Source organism: Terribacillus aidingensis, from assembly GCF_040703035.1.
Classification (GTDB): domain Bacteria; phylum Bacillota; class Bacilli; order Bacillales; family Amphibacillaceae; genus Terribacillus.
On record NZ_CP159996.1, the window covers coordinates 974,751 to 990,430 of the forward strand.

21 protein-coding genes are annotated in these 15,680 nt (G+C 43.4%); 16 read left to right on the plus strand and 5 right to left on the minus strand.

Annotation, left to right across the window (positions count from 1 at the left end; genetic code table 11):
* The first annotated feature begins 118 nt into the window (after positions 1 to 118).
* From ABXS78_RS05270 to ABXS78_RS05285, 4 genes are all read left to right on the plus strand, one after another.
* Entirely contained in the window at positions 119 to 424 is a 306-nt protein-coding gene (locus tag ABXS78_RS05270) for an MGMT family protein (RefSeq protein ID WP_366249224.1), read from the plus strand.
* A gap of 36 nt (positions 425 to 460) precedes the next feature.
* The gene (locus ABXS78_RS05275) at positions 461 to 1,033 is read left to right on the plus strand and encodes a nucleotidyltransferase family protein (RefSeq protein WP_366249225.1); all 573 of its coding nucleotides are present in this window, start codon (positions 461 to 463) and stop codon (positions 1,031 to 1,033) included.
* Entirely contained in the window at positions 1,023 to 1,544 is a 522-nt protein-coding gene (locus tag ABXS78_RS05280) for a GNAT family protein (protein WP_366249226.1), read from the plus strand. The genes ABXS78_RS05275 and ABXS78_RS05280 overlap by 11 nt, the downstream gene beginning before the upstream one ends.
* Positions 1,545 to 1,702: 158 nt before the next feature.
* A complete protein-coding gene (locus ABXS78_RS05285) occupies positions 1,703 to 2,362 on the plus strand; it encodes a class I SAM-dependent methyltransferase (protein WP_366249227.1) in 660 nt (219 codons plus the stop codon).
* Positions 2,363 to 2,391: 29 nt separating this feature from the next.
* On the opposite strand, the gene ABXS78_RS05290 is transcribed toward ABXS78_RS05285, so the two are convergent.
* A complete protein-coding gene (locus tag ABXS78_RS05290) occupies positions 2,392 to 2,526 on the minus strand; it encodes a small, acid-soluble spore protein L (protein ID WP_141234158.1) in 135 nt (44 codons plus the stop codon).
* 135 nt (positions 2,527 to 2,661) lie between these two features.
* On the opposite strand from ABXS78_RS05290, the gene ABXS78_RS05295 reads away from it, so the two are divergent.
* From ABXS78_RS05295 to ABXS78_RS05310, 4 genes are all read left to right on the plus strand, one after another.
* Positions 2,662 to 3,414 carry a C39 family peptidase gene (locus ABXS78_RS05295; protein WP_366249228.1) on the plus strand — a complete coding sequence of 251 codons (753 nt, stop codon included), beginning with the start codon at positions 2,662 to 2,664 and terminating at the stop codon, positions 3,412 to 3,414.
* 80 nt (positions 3,415 to 3,494) lie between these two features.
* Positions 3,495 to 4,022, plus strand: a complete 528-nt coding sequence (locus ABXS78_RS05300) for a mismatch-specific DNA-glycosylase (protein WP_366249229.1) — start codon at positions 3,495 to 3,497, stop codon at positions 4,020 to 4,022.
* Entirely contained in the window at positions 4,019 to 4,774 is a 756-nt protein-coding gene (locus ABXS78_RS05305) for a (S)-benzoin forming benzil reductase (protein ID WP_366249230.1), read from the plus strand. The genes ABXS78_RS05300 and ABXS78_RS05305 overlap by 4 nt, the downstream gene beginning before the upstream one ends.
* Before the next feature lie 79 nt (positions 4,775 to 4,853).
* The gene (locus ABXS78_RS05310; RefSeq protein WP_084160650.1) at positions 4,854 to 4,976 is read left to right on the plus strand and encodes a YjcZ family sporulation protein; all 123 of its coding nucleotides are present in this window, start codon (positions 4,854 to 4,856) and stop codon (positions 4,974 to 4,976) included.
* A 45-nt stretch (positions 4,977 to 5,021) separates the two neighbouring features.
* Here ABXS78_RS05310 and ABXS78_RS05315 read toward each other — a convergent pair whose 3' ends face one another.
* Positions 5,022 to 6,656, minus strand: a complete 1,635-nt coding sequence (locus ABXS78_RS05315) for a hypothetical protein (protein WP_366249231.1) — start codon at positions 6,654 to 6,656, stop codon at positions 5,022 to 5,024.
* Positions 6,649 to 7,371 carry an ABC transporter ATP-binding protein gene (locus ABXS78_RS05320; RefSeq protein ID WP_366249232.1) on the minus strand — a complete coding sequence of 241 codons (723 nt, stop codon included), beginning with the start codon at positions 7,369 to 7,371 and terminating at the stop codon, positions 6,649 to 6,651. Before ABXS78_RS05320 ends, ABXS78_RS05315 begins: the two co-directional genes overlap by 8 nt.
* Positions 7,372 to 7,515: 144 nt before the next feature.
* Here ABXS78_RS05320 and psiE point away from each other — a divergent pair, with 144 nt between their 5' ends.
* On the plus strand, positions 7,516 to 7,926 hold the full coding sequence (psiE, locus tag ABXS78_RS05325) for a phosphate-starvation-inducible protein PsiE (protein ID WP_366249233.1): 411 nt from the start codon (positions 7,516 to 7,518) through the stop codon (positions 7,924 to 7,926).
* A gap of 106 nt (positions 7,927 to 8,032) precedes the next feature.
* Positions 8,033 to 8,788: a type I methionyl aminopeptidase gene (gene map, locus ABXS78_RS05330; protein WP_366249234.1), complete on the plus strand. Its 756-nt coding sequence runs from the start codon at positions 8,033 to 8,035 to the stop codon at positions 8,786 to 8,788.
* A 37-nt stretch (positions 8,789 to 8,825) separates the two neighbouring features.
* Here the strand turns inward: map and ABXS78_RS05335 are convergent, their stop codons facing one another.
* Positions 8,826 to 9,686, minus strand: a complete 861-nt coding sequence (locus ABXS78_RS05335; protein ID WP_366249235.1) for a cation diffusion facilitator family transporter — start codon at positions 9,684 to 9,686, stop codon at positions 8,826 to 8,828.
* 118 nt (positions 9,687 to 9,804) lie between these two features.
* Between ABXS78_RS05335 and ABXS78_RS05340 the strand changes: the two genes are divergently transcribed.
* The 6 genes from ABXS78_RS05340 (at position 9,805) to ABXS78_RS05365 (ending at position 14,662) form a co-directional block, all read left to right on the plus strand.
* The gene (locus ABXS78_RS05340; RefSeq protein ID WP_366249236.1) at positions 9,805 to 10,029 is read left to right on the plus strand and encodes a hypothetical protein; all 225 of its coding nucleotides are present in this window, start codon (positions 9,805 to 9,807) and stop codon (positions 10,027 to 10,029) included.
* A gap of 89 nt (positions 10,030 to 10,118) precedes the next feature.
* The gene (locus ABXS78_RS05345; RefSeq protein WP_366249237.1) at positions 10,119 to 11,387 is read left to right on the plus strand and encodes an MFS transporter; all 1,269 of its coding nucleotides are present in this window, start codon (positions 10,119 to 10,121) and stop codon (positions 11,385 to 11,387) included.
* Between the two features lie 82 nt (positions 11,388 to 11,469).
* The gene (locus ABXS78_RS05350) at positions 11,470 to 11,709 is read left to right on the plus strand and encodes an IDEAL domain-containing protein (RefSeq protein WP_366249238.1); all 240 of its coding nucleotides are present in this window, start codon (positions 11,470 to 11,472) and stop codon (positions 11,707 to 11,709) included.
* 122 nt (positions 11,710 to 11,831) lie between these two features.
* Complete coding sequence (locus ABXS78_RS05355) at positions 11,832 to 12,668, plus strand: M15 family metallopeptidase (RefSeq protein ID WP_366249239.1); 837 nt, start codon at positions 11,832 to 11,834, stop codon at positions 12,666 to 12,668.
* Positions 12,669 to 12,985: 317 nt separating this feature from the next.
* The gene (fumC, locus tag ABXS78_RS05360) at positions 12,986 to 14,371 is read left to right on the plus strand and encodes a class II fumarate hydratase (RefSeq protein ID WP_366249240.1); all 1,386 of its coding nucleotides are present in this window, start codon (positions 12,986 to 12,988) and stop codon (positions 14,369 to 14,371) included.
* Between the two features lie 87 nt (positions 14,372 to 14,458).
* On the plus strand, positions 14,459 to 14,662 hold the full coding sequence (locus ABXS78_RS05365; protein ID WP_095223740.1) for an alpha/beta-type small acid-soluble spore protein: 204 nt from the start codon (positions 14,459 to 14,461) through the stop codon (positions 14,660 to 14,662).
* Between the two features lie 45 nt (positions 14,663 to 14,707).
* Here ABXS78_RS05365 and ABXS78_RS05370 read toward each other — a convergent pair whose 3' ends face one another.
* Positions 14,708 to 15,589, minus strand: coding sequence for a helix-turn-helix domain-containing protein (locus ABXS78_RS05370; RefSeq protein ID WP_366249241.1), 882 nt, complete (start codon positions 15,587 to 15,589; stop codon positions 14,708 to 14,710).
* Positions 15,590 to 15,680: the final 91 nt, after the last annotated feature.

Below are 15,680 nucleotides of genomic sequence, written 5' to 3' on the forward strand. Positions count from 1 at the left end.
AGAAGTTGACCTGCTAGACTATTTAGAACGAGTCTATCATATTTTCATGTAAATTTCACAGCGACTGGAAGTTTGCTATACTAATTGACAGATAGTTCTAAAAAAAGGAGGGTATATAATGGATCCCTTCACCGAGAATGTGATTGGTATCATCAAGTCGATACCAAAAGGAAAAGTAATGACCTACGGCCAAATCGGTGCAGCGGCAGGTAAAGCACGCGGAGCTAGGCAAGTATCACGAATATTACATAGCATGAGCAGGAAACATGATCTTCCCTGGCATCGCGTCATCAGTGCCGATGGCAAGCTAAAGATACAGGATGAAGAGACACGAAACGAACAGCTGGAGAGATTGTATGAAGAAGGGCTGGAGATCTTGAATGGGAGTATCGATTTGAAGGTGTATCGCTATGAGCCTAAATAAGATACACGCTGAGTTAACTAAGAAGGAATGCGTCTAATGCTTAAAACAGAAGAAGATATACTAAAAGCAATCAAACAAGACAAATGGATGATGGAAGTGCTCAGCGCAGCAGCGATGTTACACCTCCCTGATTTCTGTATAAGCGCCGGATTTGTCAGATCAAAGGTTTGGGATGTCCAACATGGATATACCCGAAGAACTCCGCTTCCGGATGTAGATGTTGTGTATTTTGATGCTTCCGATACAGATGAAGTGACAGAAAAGCAATATGAAAATAAGCTGCTGCAAATGTTACCAGATGTGCCGTGGTCAGTGAAAAACCAGGCCAGGATGCATGAAGTCAATAGGATGCCTGCTTTTCGAGATACGGAGCATGCTATTGCATGCTATCCGGAAACAGCTACCAGTATTGGTGTAACTTTTGAGGGAGAGAAGCTACGCTTGCTTGCGCCATATGGAGTGGATGATTTACTGGCTTGCCGTATTGCGCCGACTCCATTATACGTGAAGGCCGCAAGCTATCATCCTATCTATCTGAAAAGAGTAAAACAGAAAAACTGGCAGTGGCTGTGGCCGCATGTTCGAGTGGAGGAAATAGATGATGACTAATATGAAAATCAGACCGGCAAGAGAAGAAGACGGTCCGATTCTTTGGGAGTTGAAATATGGAGAAAAAGAGCCAGAGTGGAAAAAATGGGACGCACCTTATTTCCCTTTGGTTCACGTGCCAAAGGAAAAGTTTTTGGCTACCTATCGCTTTGGAGAAAAGGCCCCGGATCAATGGGTGATTGAAACAGATGGAACTATCATTGGAACAGTAAGTTATTACTGGGAACATGAACCTTCCAGATGGCTGGAGATGGGCATTACGATCTTTGAACCTGCCTATTGGAATGGAGGTTACGGGACAGAGGCCCTCCGGCAATGGATATCACATTTATTCAAGGCAATGCCGATTGTTAGGGTAGGTTATACAACTTGGTCAGGAAATAAACGAATGGTGCGGCTCGGAGAAAAGCTTGGTATGACGATGGAAGCCCGTATGAGAAAATGCAGATATTATAATGGCGAATATTATGATTCCATTCGTATGGGACTGCTGCGAGAAGAGTGGGAATAAGTGAAGAAATGCACAAATTATAATAAGTATTTCTTTACAATCTTTTTTAGAAATAACCCTTTCATCCTTGTCCAAACATGTTACACTATGCATAGTAAATTCTTTGTAAAATAATTTACCGAAAGTATATATAACTCTATGCTGGGGGAAATGGCGCTATGAGTATGATGTTACAAACATATTGGAATAGTCGTTTTGAAGCAGGGGACATTTGGGGAACGGAAGCAACACCATCAGCTGTCATGGCTTATCCATATTTTGCTGCGGATCAGGCGAAGCAGTTATTCGTACCAGGATGCGGATATGGAAGGAATAGCAACTTCTTTGGGGAATATGCATTTGAAGTGACAGCGTGTGACATATCAGAAGTGGCAATCGAGCGTGCCAGCAGCCATGCTAAGGCAGTCGGATTAGCCAATGTAAATCATTTCGTAGGAGACTATTTAAATTTGCCGTTTCCTTCGACAGAGAGATTTGACGGCATTTATCTATCGAGTATCCTTCATATGTACACAGAAGAAGAACGTGAACAACTGCTTGACCATTTCACATCATTGCTGCGCAAGGATGGATTATTGATTTTCTCTTGCCTGTCAGCAAGAGATGAGAAGCTATATGGTTCTGGAGTGGAAATGGAAAAGGATACATTCCTCGTGCATGACCGGATTGCGCATTTCTTCCAGGAAGAAGAATTGTATGCGCTGCTTGAGGATGACTATCAAGTTGTCGAGATGACACTTCATAAACAGCGAGTAGATTTTAAAGCAGGTGCAGAACAGGATGCCCAGCTTTGGTTCGTCGTAGCACGGAAAAAATGAAAATCCAGCCTCAAGTGAGGCTGGATTTCTTATATTTTCGTGTTCTTTTTTTTAGCGCGCTGCTCCAGCTGGCTTTTCGGTTCCTGATTTGCTGCGTCTTCTGATAGTCCTTGTCTGTTTACACTGGTAGCTGCTTTTTCATACTGGCTTTTTTTTCTGCTCATTTCCAATCACCTCCTGGTTAGTATGGCATTTGTCCTTATTTTTATTAAAAGATTGATGTATATTGTCATAGTAAGCTGGGCTACTTTATAATTAGTATCATGCCTTTCAACTAGCTATTCAACAGGAGAGAAAAAATGAAAAATAAATATGTTATCATCTTAGTGAGTTTGGCAGCCCTGGCTCTTATATTTGCTATTTTGACTTACCAGAACCGTTCGGATGAAATACGGGCGGAATCAGATACTGCAACGAGGAAAACAGAGATTGCGCACAAAGAAGATGTGCCACAGTTATCAGCGGTTGAGGACGGGCCCTTGGATGTCCCGCTTCTTAACCAAATGGACGCACCACGGCTATATAATGGCTGTGAGGTAACGAGTTTAGCGATGGTCCTGCAGTATGCAGGTTATGATGTAACAAAGAATGACTTGGCCGATCAAATTGCAAACGTACCGCTGAATTATGACAACGGTCTGCATGGCGATCCAAATGAGGGATTCGTCGGAGACATGCCGAATGGGCCAGGACTTGGTGTTTATCATGGACCAGTCATGGATGTAGCGAAACAAGTAGCAGGTGATAAGGCAGTTGACATGACTGGTAAATCAGTCGAAGAGGCTATTTATCAACCTTTGGATAATGGCAATCCGGTTTGGATCATCACAACTGCGACTCTTGCTCCGGTTAATGATATACAAACATGGGACACACCAAATGGAGCAGTTGACGTAACTTACAGTGTCCATAGCGTCGCAGTTACAGGTTATACAGAAGACACTGTGTTCATCAATAACCCATATGGCCAGAAAGACCAGCAAGTTGATCGCGAGAATTTCGAGAAGGCTTGGGAGCAGCTTGGCAGTCAGGCGATATATATCAATAACTAAGGGAAAGCACAGTCAAACTGTGCTTTTTTTGCGTCTTGAGGTCCCTAAAGCTACAATGGAGGAAGAGCGGAGGTGCTGAAATGGAACTTGAACCAATACCGGATCACATTAAAAAAGGACTGCGGCTTTTGTTCATCGGCTTCAATCCAAGTGTACGCTCAAGCGAAACCGGTCATCACTATGCAAATCGCAATAACCGATTCTGGAATATTTTATATCAAGCTGGCATTACAGAGAGAAAATGTGAACCCTTTGAAGATCAGGATCTGCTGGATAAGGGAATAGGTTTTACGAATATAGTAGCCAGACCAACCAAGGCTGCAGCAGATATAACCAAGGAAGAATACATAGAAGGAGCGAAGATGCTCCGGGAAAAACTAGCTTATTACCGACCGCAGGTGGCATGTTTTGTCGGCAAAGGCGTTTACCAGCAATACAGTAAGGTAAAACAGACTGGCTGGGGTATTCAGGAAGCTTCGGTGACGCAAGATGTTATAGAATTTGTGGCTCCGTCATCGAGCGGATTGGTGCGAATGCCGATAAAAGAAATCGTCAGTATCTATGCAGAAATCCCAGCTATATTACGGGAATTGGAGGAGAAAAAATGAAAACAGCAGTAGTAACAGGGGCTTCCCGCGGATTGGGGGAAGCAATTGCCAAGCAACTAATGGATAAAGGCATTCAAGTAATAGGAGTTGCAAGAAAGAATAGTGATAATCTTCCTTCCTTTGAAGGAAAGGATAATGCTGGTTATACGTACTGCTATGGTGATTTACAGGATACAGCGGCGTCTGCGAACGTTTTCGAGGAATTAGCAGAAGACATTTTCACAAAAGCCGACGATACTGTTTATTTAGTCAACAATGCAGGAGTGGTCGGTCCGATTGCAACTGCTGATGCCTACAGTCTGCAGGAGTGGGAAGCGCATATGGCAATTAATTTGACTGCACCAATGCTGGCTTGCTCGATTTTCCTCAAATATGCTAAAAAGCATAATATCCCGCTTATCATCGTGAATGTCACCTCTGGTGCAGCGGAACGTTCTGTGCATGGCTGGAGCGCCTATAGCACATCAAAAGCTGGTTTGAACCGCTACACGGAAACTGTCGCTCTTGAAGAGGCCGAAGCTGATACTGGTAATATCGCTATTGCTTACAATCCCGGTATCATGGATACGGATATGCAGGCAGATATACGTTCGAGCGAACCAGAACAATTCCAGGATGTACAGAAATTCAAAGATTATGTGACGAACAAGTCGCTTAGGGATCCAATGTTTGTTGCAGGTGTATTGGCCGAAATTCTGACCGGAAATGAAATTGAAAATGGGAAACGTTATGCAGTGAAGGATTATGTGTAAGACGGAATAGGTATGCGCCCGCTCCTTTCTGGGTTCTGCACATACAATGCAGTATCCTGTAGGAAAAGGAGGAAGTAAAATGTCTAAAGGTAATGAGGGAGGCTTCGGCTTCGCATTTTTGGTTGTGTTATTCATCCTTTTGATTATTGTCGGTTCATCCTATGTAGGTGGCAACGATTACGGTTATGGCTACGGCTATTAATTCATAAATAAAGAAGCTTTGCACAAATTCGTGCAAAGCTTCTTTTTATCTGGAGAGGCTCGTTCGGTCGGCAGTCTTCAGCAGTCTGCTGACAATATAAAGTAGGAGAACGATAACCGCACTGATGTACAGTACTGTGACAATAAATGCAACGACCATCGACATTCTCAGGATGAGCAGCAAAGCAAACAGGAAAACGAATGCTCCTGCTGATATTACAATGGACACTAAAGTTGCCAGCCTGTTTTGAAATAGCTCTGTCTCTTCTGTCCACCCGAGCTTCGGATAAAGTAAATCGCTGACCATTCCGACTACTGTTACCGCTGTGTTAACAAACAATGCGATGACCACCCATATCATGGCTTCCCATAGATTCATCTGTATCACAGGTATAGCGATTACAAATAAAACAGTAAGGGGGAGCAAATTGATCAAGAACGCGGCTTGCAGCTTGGCAAGGACGATTTGACGCATGGTTAATGGCAGAAACAGATGCGCTTCCCAGCTTTGCCCATCTTTTGAGAAACTGACGATGCTAATCGGATTTAGTCCGACTGAAAAGACGTTCGCAAAAAGGATAACCACAAATAACATGCTGCCGCTTATTCCTTCAATCATCGTTGTAGCAGAAGCAAAATCCCCCATGAAGAAGATGACGACCAATAGTGCAGGCATAACGAAAGCGCCAGCGACACATTGTAAGAAAAATGTCGGTGTCCGAAAGATGGTCTGTATTTCTTTGGCACGATATGCGCTGATTATCGACTTTGGTTTACGACCTAAACCTTTGCCGCTGAATACTTTGCCTGAACCAGTATTAAGACCTAATGCGCCCTTTAGATAGAACTTCTGCGCAGCTGCAAAGAAGAGCAGCCCCGCGGCAATTGCAAGCAGTAATACGATGACAAAGTAAAGCACGCTTTGCCAGGATCCTGCAGTTGTAAGTATATGTGACATTAGCGATGCAGGCGGGTAATACAATGTTGCCAGCTGCAGCAATCCGCCTTTTTCGGCATTGTTAGCTATCACTTGTGCGATTTGCTCTGGATCCTGCTGTAAGCGTAAGGCGACATTCAGCAAGATGAGTAGAACAAATCCGATAATACCGCCGATGACCTTACTTCTATCCTTGTTCTTTCCTTTATTGACGAACTGCATGGCGAACATAACGACAGCAGCTGCTAATGCATACGGAATGGTTGGAATCAGGAAGAAAAGAAGCAGGACAAAGACATAATACATAATGCCGGCACCGCTTAATGTGCCATAGAAAATACTAACAGGTAAATACATGGCAGCTGTAAGCAAATAGACATAAATAAGCGGATTCAGCGACTTAGCGATAAGCAGCTGATAAGAGTGGACCGGCAAATGAAGGAATGACGTAATATCCTCCGTAAAATAGAACGTATTCATGATTAACATTAATGATAAGATGAAAATGAGGAAGAAATTCATCAAGAATAAGGTACCTAAAATTGCATCGGTATTACCGGACGGTTCCAGTAAGCTATACATGACATCAATGATCTGTAACATATATCCGCCGAACATCATAGCAAGAAAAAGGAGACCAATTATCCCGAATACCAATCCTATAATTACACTCGGTTTCTGGAATACGTTGGCATACTGCATCTTGAGCTGAATACGGATGAGGGAGCGGATCGGTTTAAACATCCTGAGTCAGCTCCAGGAAGATATGCTCCAAGCTATCATCTGATTGGAACCTCTCTCGCATTTCCGTTAAAGTGCCTTGGAAAAGAAGCTCACCCTTCCGGATAATGGCCACTTCATCACAAAGCTGTTCCACTACCTCCAACACGTGAGAGGAGAAAAAGACCGTATTGCCGTTTGCTGCATGATTTCGCATTAGTTCCTTCAGTTGATAAGAAGATTTCGGATCTAATCCAGTCATTGGCTCATCCAGAATCCAGACAGATGGCTGCTGTACAAGCATTCCGGTGATAAACAGCTTCTGCCGCATTCCATGTGAATACGTTTTAATCTGATCTCCTAATGCTTCGTAGATACTGAACATCTTGCTGTATTCCTCAATCCTTGCTTCTCTCACATCCGCGGCAATCCCATAAATATCACTTAGAAAATGAAGATAATCTAAACCCTTCAGCCTCAAGAATAAATCTGGACTATCTGGCACGTAGCCGAATTCCTGCTTTGCAGCGATTGTGTCCGAAGTAATGTCTTTCCCATTAACGGTGATAGTTCCAGAATCAACTGGAAGGATACCCGTCACCATTTTAATCGTAGTAGATTTACCGGCGCCATTTGGCCCCAGAAAACCAAATATCTTTCCAGAAGGGACTGTCAGACTGACGTCGCTCACAGCTTTCTTATTTCCATATTGCTTATGTACATGGTCGATTTGTATCACTGTATGACCTCCTTGTCTATTACTTCCATTCTGAGCTTTCCTTACCAAATATTCAAGGTTATCTGCCATAAAAAAAGGCTATATCCCTCCGCATATCATGTCGCTCTTACTAGTATATTTAAGACAAGCATAGGAGGTAGTAAAATGCGGAATCTGCAAAAGAAAACGGCATTTATTGCCGTATTTCTTCAAACAGTATTGAATATTACCTTGACCATCCTAGCAATGATACTTGTCGTCTTCCTTCTGAAGAAAACAGTATTCATCTTCGATGTACTGCTAATACGCAATGAAGAGGTAAGCTACTTTTATCTGGCGGAAGGAATCATCGTTTATTTCCTTTATTTTGAGTTCATCAGTTTGATCATCAAGTACTTCACGCATGACTACCATTTTCCGCTTCGCTATTTTATCTACATAGGGATCACAGCAATCATACGGCTGATTATCATTGACCATGAAAATCCTCTTACAATCCTTCTGTATGCGTTTGCGATAGTCCTGCTTGTATTCGCTTTGCTGATTGCCAGTCATTCCAATATGAAGGACAATTAACGGTTGGATTGAATGAAATCAGCGTAACGATTTAAACGTTTTGGCATAATATGATACACTCTATAGTGGAAAAGCAAGCTTTGTCGTCAGAAAGGAAGAGAAATATATGATTAATCGCAAAAGTGAGCGTGAAATAGAAATGATGCGAGCGGCTGGACAGCTGCTTGCTGATATTCATAAAGAAATCCGTAACATGATCAAGCCGGGCATTACAACAATGGAAATCGATCAATTCGTGGAGAAGTATTTGGCCAAGCATGGCGCAACAGCCGAGCAGAAGGGCTACAATGGCTACGCATATGCAACTTGTGCTTCTATAAATGATGAAATTTGCCACGGATTCCCAAGAAACGAGCCATTGAAAAATGGAGATATCGTAACAATCGACATGGTTGTTAATTTAAATGGTGGTTTAGCGGATTCTGCCTGGACCTATGGAGTCGGTGAAATCAGTGAAGCGGCACAGCGATTACTTGAAGTAACAAAAGAATCCTTGTACAAAGGAATTGAAAAAGCGCAGCCTGGCGCGAGAATCGGTGATATCGGCCATGCAATCCAGGAATACGCAGAAGCAGAAGGCTTTTCAGTCGTGCGTGACTTCACAGGACATGGAATCGGTCCTACTATCCACGAAGATCCGCATATCCCGCACTTTGGGTTGCCGAATAAAGGACCACGCTTGAAAGAAGGTATGGTCATCACAATTGAACCGATGCTTAATATCGGTGAATGGGGCAGCCAAATGGATGATAATAACTGGACGGCTCGTACAGTCGACGGTTCTTTATCCGCTCAATATGAACATACAGTCGTCATCACAAAAGATGGTCCAGTCATCCTGACAAATCAGGATGAGGAATAAAGTAAAGCCTATACCATGCTTGGTATAGGCTTTTTTTCTATGGTTCGATATGAATGAAAGTATGGAATATATCATGCTTCTTGATAAGGAGCCTTTCCAATCTTTCCGTAATGGCATGGCTTTCTTTTACATTGAGAGATGCGTCGACTCGGATAATGACATCAACGAGGGATTGATTACCGTGCAGTCTTGCTTTGATTTCGACAACCTCCAAAACATCTTTATCCTCGAGGATGCTATGACGGATCTTCAATAACCTGTCCACATCATATCCATCCGTAAGGGAATAGGTTGCATCATAAAAGATATCCCATGCTGTCTTACAGATCAGTATTCCTACGATGAAGCCTGCCAGAGGATCCAGCCAATAATAGCCGAACTGAGCTCCGAAGATTCCTACGAAAGCACCTATACTGACCAACCCGTCTGATCGATTGTCTTGTGCAGCAGCCATAAGTGCGGGGCTTTTGATTCGTTTAGCCAAGGTGGAATTGTAACGGTATACAAGCATCATAACGATTGCTGCGCCTAAAGCAGTCCAGCCTGTCAGCATATCAGGCTGGACATAATCCGGCTCCATTAAACGCTCCAGTGTATCAAACAAGACATGAAGACCAACGGTGATCATGATGAAGGCAGCAACTAAAGATGCGATTGTCTCCGCCCGGAAATGACCGTATCTATGGTCAGTGTCAGGCGGTTTGCGGGAGATGCGCAGTCCGATTAATACGGCAACAGAGGCTACGACATCTGTTGTATTGTTCAGCCCGTCGGCAAGCAAGGCATCTGAATCACCGACATAGGCGACAAGCAATTTGATAAAGGATAACAGCAAATATGCAGCTATGCTGAGCAAAGCTCCTTTCTCACCAGCTTTCAGATTATCATACTGGCCCATATGTAAAATTTCCTCCGATCTGATTCTGGAGCAGGAACGGTTAATGCATGTCCAGAATGGGTACAAGATAGTACATTATATTCTTCTGATTCATCATTATACAAAGGGGTTGAAAAAAATGAGCCAGGAAAAGATCATTATAGAAGGCAGCTTGGAAGGGGTACGGTTTTACAAGGACCTGGATATCGTGATCGGTCCCGAGGAAGAGACACCAGAGCGAGCGATCATCCGTTTCTACGGTAGCGAGGCAGAGAACTTCGAGGAGCTGGCTCGAGAACAAGGCTGGCGCAATTGTTACTGGACTTATGCAGATCAAGAAGCCCTGCTGCAGCAGGCAAATTAATCCCAGATTCGTCTGGGATTTTTTCATTGGATAAAAAACTCCTGTCTTGCAGAAAATGAAAGTAGTTTGTGAAAGGCAGGAGACGACATATGGGTGAAAAAAATGCTTCAACAAGTAAATCAGGAAAATCACCAAAAGATATGCGCTGGGCAATTGTAGCATTGGCATCCATTCCCTTGATCATGACACTTGGGAACAGCATGCTGCTGCCCGTGCTTCCGCTGATGGAAAAGGAATTGGATATAACCAAACTGCAATCAAGTTTTATCATTACATTCTATTCCATTGTAGCTATCATATTCATCCCGGTTGCTGGCTTCTTATCCGATCGTTTCGGACGCAAAGCAGTTATTTTGCCTTCGTTGGTTATAGCTGGAGCTGGCGGACTGATAGCTGGGATATTTGCTGTTGGCAGTGATAATCCGTATATATGGATCCTGATAGGAAGGATACTGCAGGGGATAGGTGTTGCAGGTGCAGCACCAGTTGTACTCCCGCTAGTCGGAGATATGTTTGAAAAAGAAGAGGACGTCAGTGCCACACTAGGTATTGTTGAAACTGCTAATACTTTTGGGAAGGTATTGAGCCCAGTGCTTGGAGCACTGCTGGCGGGGTTCCTTTGGTATTTGCCATTTTATGCGATCCCTGTGTTTTGTGCAATTTCCTTCTTATTGGTGCTCTTTCTTATTAAAAAGCCGAAAGATGATAAAAAAGGCAATGATTTTAAGACATTCTTGAAAAACACGAAGGCGACATTTCATGAACATGGCGGCTGGCTTACAGCTACCTTCCTGATTGGGGCCATTCTTATGTTTCTTCTTTTCGGTATCCTATTCTATTTGAGCACGGTATTGGAAGAGAAGTACGGCATGCACGGCATACTGAAGGGTGCAGTTTTGGCTATACCACTGGCAGCATTATGTCTGGCATCCTACCTGACAGGTAAATGGATCAAAAATAACGGGAAGCTGATGAAGTGGATTATATTCACAGGTGTGCTTGTTGCGGGTATCGTAACAATTGCTCTCTATTTCTCAAAGGGAATTTTCTTCATGATGGCGGTATTCCTTGTTGCGGGCGTAGGAATCGGAGCAGGTCTGCCTTGTTTGGATTCTTTGGTTACAAGCAATATGGAAAAGGATGTTCGCGGGACAATCACATCATTGTTAAGTGCAATGCGCTACGTAGGTGTTGCTGCTGGTCCGCCTGCTGTAGCCATTTTGTTGAAAGTGGATTTTATTTGGTTAATCGTTACATTTGCTGGAGCAGCTTTTGTTGCAGCATTACTGACATTGAAATTTGTCAAACCGCCTGATCCGAATGAACAAAAACATCACCCCGTTCCGCATTTACATTAATTTAACGGATAAATCAGAAAATTGTTGCAAAATTAATGTGAATCCAGCATAATGGAAAAAAGGAACCAGGGGGAATCGTTCCATGAAAAAGCATAAAGTTGTCTATCGTCTGCAAAGAACGAAGAGGAAGCGTGCTTATGTTACTGCTAAACGGGAAATTTCGTTTGAAGTGAAGCTGGCCACAAGACTTATGCTGGATGAATTTTACTTTACCTGGAACAAGAATAAACTGGAAGCACAGATTAATGAGTGCATCGACCAAAAAGACGCGGAACGATTCAAGGAATTAAGTGCAGCTTACCGCCCCTATACTTTGGAATAACATAAAATTTTTATAGGACCTGTTTTGTCATCGGACAAGGCAGGTCTTTTTACGTGCGAAAATAATTAGCACCTATGCTATAATATTTTCAAAACTAGATGTACGAAGAGGAGATTTTAGAAATGAAGCGTTTGATGCTGTTTGCTGCACTTAGCGCTGTGTTAGTTGCAGCTGGATGTCAAAGCCAGCAAACAAGCCAGAATCAAGACACAAATGAAAATAAAACTGCCCAGAAGCAGACCGACAATCAGCAGGCAGAACAAGCACAGGAAGAAGATACTGCTGCTGAGGAAACCGCTGAGGCAAAGCCTGACCAGCATCAGGAAGAAGCAGAAGATGTGGTAGGCACAATCGAGAAACCAGTGACGGTGGATAATCCGGATAGTATCGAAGTTGTCGTGAACAAAACAAGAAAGTTTCCGGATGGCTGGGAACCGAAGGACTTAGTTGAGCCGGACGTACCGTTTTACTTCAGTGAGCATCTGGAGAAGCGGAAAATGCGTAAAGAAGCAGCGGAAGCATTGGAAGAGCTGTTCGACGCATCCCAGAAGGACGGGATGGAACTTGTGGCTGCAAGCGGGTACCGATCGGAAGCAAGGCAAAAGGAAATTTATGAGAATAACGTAGCGACCCAAGGACAGGAAGAGACGGATAAAGTATCTTCCAGACCGGGCAGAAGTGAGCACCAAACAGGGCTCGCTATCGATTTGACATCTGCAGAGATGGCATTAGCGCTGGAAGAGACTTTCATCGATACAGATGAAGGGAAATGGCTGGCAGAACATGCACATGAATATGGTTACATCATTCGCTACCCAGAAGGGAAGTCCGATATAACTGGCTACAGCTATGAGCCATGGCACATCCGATATGTCGGAAAAGATCTGGCGAAGCAAATATATGAGGAAGGAACGACATTGGAGGAGCATTTCCAAATGGAGTCCGATCTTAAGAGCTGAAAAAGAGCCACTGTCCTAATGGGCAGTGGCTCCAATTTATGTGATGGGAGGTCACATACAGATTTAGCGGCATAGAAGGTATGCCTAAAACTTACTTGTCCAAATGTGCTTTATAAATGCTGCACGAAATAAAATTGATTGATTATTAACTCAACTCGATTCTAACATATTGTAAACCGGAAAGGTAGCGAAATTATTAAATTTTTTCAAAAATGAAAAGATGGCCAACCTTCCGAAGATGATAGCCGCAAAATTAGAGATTATTTGTTACAATAAAGATGCCTTATCAAATGAAGACTTTGGAGAGGGGAAGTAAAATGGAATTTCGTGTGGAAAAAGATACTATCGGTGAAATTCAGGTACCTGCAGATAAGTTTTGGGGAGCGCAAACACAGCGGAGCAGGGAGAATTTCCCGATTGGTTCAGAAAGAATGCCGAAAGAAATTGTATACGCTTTCGCTTTGCTTAAGAAAAGCGCCGCAAAGGCCAATCATGATTTAGGTTTATTGGAAAAAGATAAAAGTGATGCAATCGGCTATGCTGCGGATCAAATTACAAGCGGTGAGCTGGATGATCATTTTCCGCTAGTTGTCTGGCAGACAGGCAGCGGGACACAATCGAATATGAACGTCAATGAAGTTATTGCTTATGTCGGAAACAAGTGGCTTGAAGAACAAGGAAAAGAAGTGCGTTTGCATCCTAATGATGATGTCAACAAGTCTCAAAGCTCCAATGATACTTACCCGACAGCTCTACATATAGCTGCTGTGACACAGCTGGAAGATGTGGTATTGCCTGCTTTGAACCAGCTAAAAACAACGCTAAAAGAAAAATCAGATGCTTTTCAGAATATCGTGAAAATAGGCCGTACGCATCTGCAAGATGCAACACCGCTAACACTCGGACAGGAAATCAGCGGCTGGCATCGTATGCTGGAAAAATCGGAACAGATGATCAGGACAAGCCTGCCGTTTGTGCAGGAGCTTGCAATTGGCGGAACTGCAGTAGGTACAGGCTTGAACGCCCATCCTGATTTCTCTGAGAAGGTTTGCCGTGAACTATCTGAGGCTACTGGAAAAGAATTCATTTCAGCTGTGAATAAGTTCCATGCTCTGACAAGTCATGATGAGCTCGTGTATGCACATGGGGCGCTGAAGGGTCTTGCGGCAGATATGATGAAAATCGCTAATGATGTACGCTGGCTGGCAAGCGGGCCGCGCTGCGGAATCGGTGAAATTGAAATTCCGGCAAATGAACCTGGAAGCTCCATTATGCCTGGTAAGGTGAATCCTACCCAGAGTGAAGCTGTGACGATGGTAGCTGTGCAAGTGATGGGCAATGATGCTGCAATTGGATTTGCAGCCAGCCAAGGAAATTTTGAGCTGAACGTATTCAAACCCGTTATTGCTTATAACTTTATTCAATCTGCGCAGCTTCTGGCCGACAGTATGCTTTCCTTCAATGATCGCTGTGCAGTCGGAATTGAACCAAACCGGGAAAAAATCGCAAAAAATCTTCAAGAGTCCTTAATGCTTGTGACAGCTTTGAACCCACATATCGGCTATGAAAATGCTGCCAAGATTGCTAAGACAGCTTTTGCTGAAAATAAAACATTGAAGGAAGCAGCTGTAGAAAGCGGCTTACTGACAGAAGAACAATTCGATTCCTATATAAAACCAGAAGAAATGACTTATCCGAAGTAACTGCCATGTTTGACCAGGAGTTCCAATAAGTAAGCCTGATAAAAAGCGCCTTCTTGCCCAAACTATAGGCATAGGAGGTGAACAAACATGGCGAACAACAACAGCTCAAACCAATTGCTAGTACCTGGCGTACAACAAGCACTTGATCAAATGAAATTCGAAATCGCACAAGAATTCGGTGTAGGTCTTGATGGCAACGAAACTTCTCGTGCTAACGGATCTGTCGGTGGAGAGATCACTAAACGTCTTGTAGCTTCTGCACAGTCTCAGCTTAGCGGCGGTCAATTCTAATTGAATATTGATGGCAAGAGAGGCACCGTTTCGGTGCCTCTTTCTTTATGGAAGGTTATGCAGCGCCAAGTATAGGGCAAACGCATCCTGGAATTTCCGTATATCGAGACCAGTTTTCTCTGTTAGTTTGTCTAAACGATAATTCAAGCTATTGCGGTGTATGTACAGCTTTTTCGCTGTAAGAGTAAGATTTTGATTGCAAGTGAAATACATATTCACTGTCCGAAGCAGTTCGTCGTCTTCTTGCAATCCTTGCAGGATGTGATGCATGATATATTTTCGGTCATTTTCCGGCACCAGCATACTGATCAATTGCGGTAACGCATCATGGAAATGAAGCACGTGGTTGGCTGAATGGAATGGAATCTGTTTGTACACTGTCAGCAGCCACTCATATTGTTCAGAAGCGTGTTTTACTGAATGCAGCCAAGGACTTACGAATAGTCGGAGCGGGACAGATAAATCATACATAAGCATGTCGATGACTTTTTCATAAAGAATAGGTTCTGTTTGACGGCTCTCGATCAGTAAGCCTGTTTGCTTCGTAAACCACAGGCATGCAAGCGGATGATCAGTCAGACTATCCATTGCTTCCCTGAACACCTCGGGTTTAACACGCCCCTCTACAGTAAAGAAAATGAAGCGGCAGCCAGACGAATATAGAGCATTCTCGGTTAGTTCATCCGCTGTTTTTCCGCCGTGCAGCAGTTGATACCAGGCTGTATCTGTACTGCTGCCAGTTGGTATTGTAACAGGTGAACCAAAGTGATGAAGTAAGGCAAGTTCGCGTTCGTTCAGCTGATTGGCTGGCAAACCGATAATCTCCCCATTCTCCAATCGAAACCAATGGTATGTATTCGTATCAAGTCCATTAAGGCTGTCTGCCGTTATGATACCCGAAAATAGTCTTTCCAGTTCCTCCTTCATACGCACTTCTCCTATCCATACAATCTGTTTCTTTGTAATTGGTGTTATTTGTATTATACTAAAACCGAAGTAAACAGAAAGGTCGATACAA